Here is a 625-nt window from a genome sequence, read left to right as displayed (position 1 = left end):
ACCTCGATCATGAAGCGCAATTCCTGCGGCAAGTCGCTGGATATCGCGCGCATGGCTCGCGACATGCTGGGCGGTAACGGTATCTCGGACGAGTTCGGCATCGCCAGGCATCTGGTCAATCTGGAAGTAGTGAATACCTATGAAGGTACGCACGATGTGCACGCGTTGATTCTAGGGCGTGCGCAGACCGGCATTCAGGCCTTCTATTAAGGAGGGCTGATCATGGGGGCGCTTTCACATATCCGGGTGCTCGACTTGTCCAGGGTCCTGGCCGGGCCTTGGGCCGGGCAGATCCTTGCTGACCTGGGGGCTGACGTCATCAAGGTCGAGCGACCAAGATGTGGCGATGACACTCGTTCGTGGGGTCCGCCATTTCTTCAGGACGCGGCCGGGCAGAACACCACCGAGGCTGCTTACTACCTGTCGGCCAATCGCAACAAGCAGTCAATCACCATCGACTTCACGCGGCCGGAAGGGCAGAAGCTGGTACGGGAGCTGGCGGCGAAGTCGGATATTGTCATCGAGAACTTCAAGGTTGGCGGGTTGGCGTCTTATGGTCTGGATTACGAATCGCTCAAGGCTGTTAATCCACGTCTGATCTATTGCTCCATTACCGGTTTCGGTC

General features: G+C 57.8%; 2 protein-coding genes. Both read left to right on the top strand.

Annotated elements, in window-relative coordinates:
* Positions 1 to 210: acyl-CoA dehydrogenase family protein (locus tag ALO43_RS13800; protein WP_268873813.1), on the top strand; the 210-nt coding region annotated here is incomplete at its 5' end.
* A 9-nt stretch (positions 211 to 219) separates the two neighbouring features.
* The coding region (locus ALO43_RS13795; protein ID WP_174518499.1) for a CaiB/BaiF CoA transferase family protein at positions 220 to 625 on the top strand (406 nt) is incomplete at its 3' end.

Origin of the sequence: Pseudomonas tremae (assembly GCF_001401155.1) — a bacterium.
Lineage (GTDB): Bacteria > Pseudomonadota > Gammaproteobacteria > Pseudomonadales > Pseudomonadaceae > Aquipseudomonas > Aquipseudomonas tremae.
The sequence above is the reverse complement of the archived record's forward strand: the minus strand, read 5'-3'. Positions and strand labels throughout refer to the sequence as shown.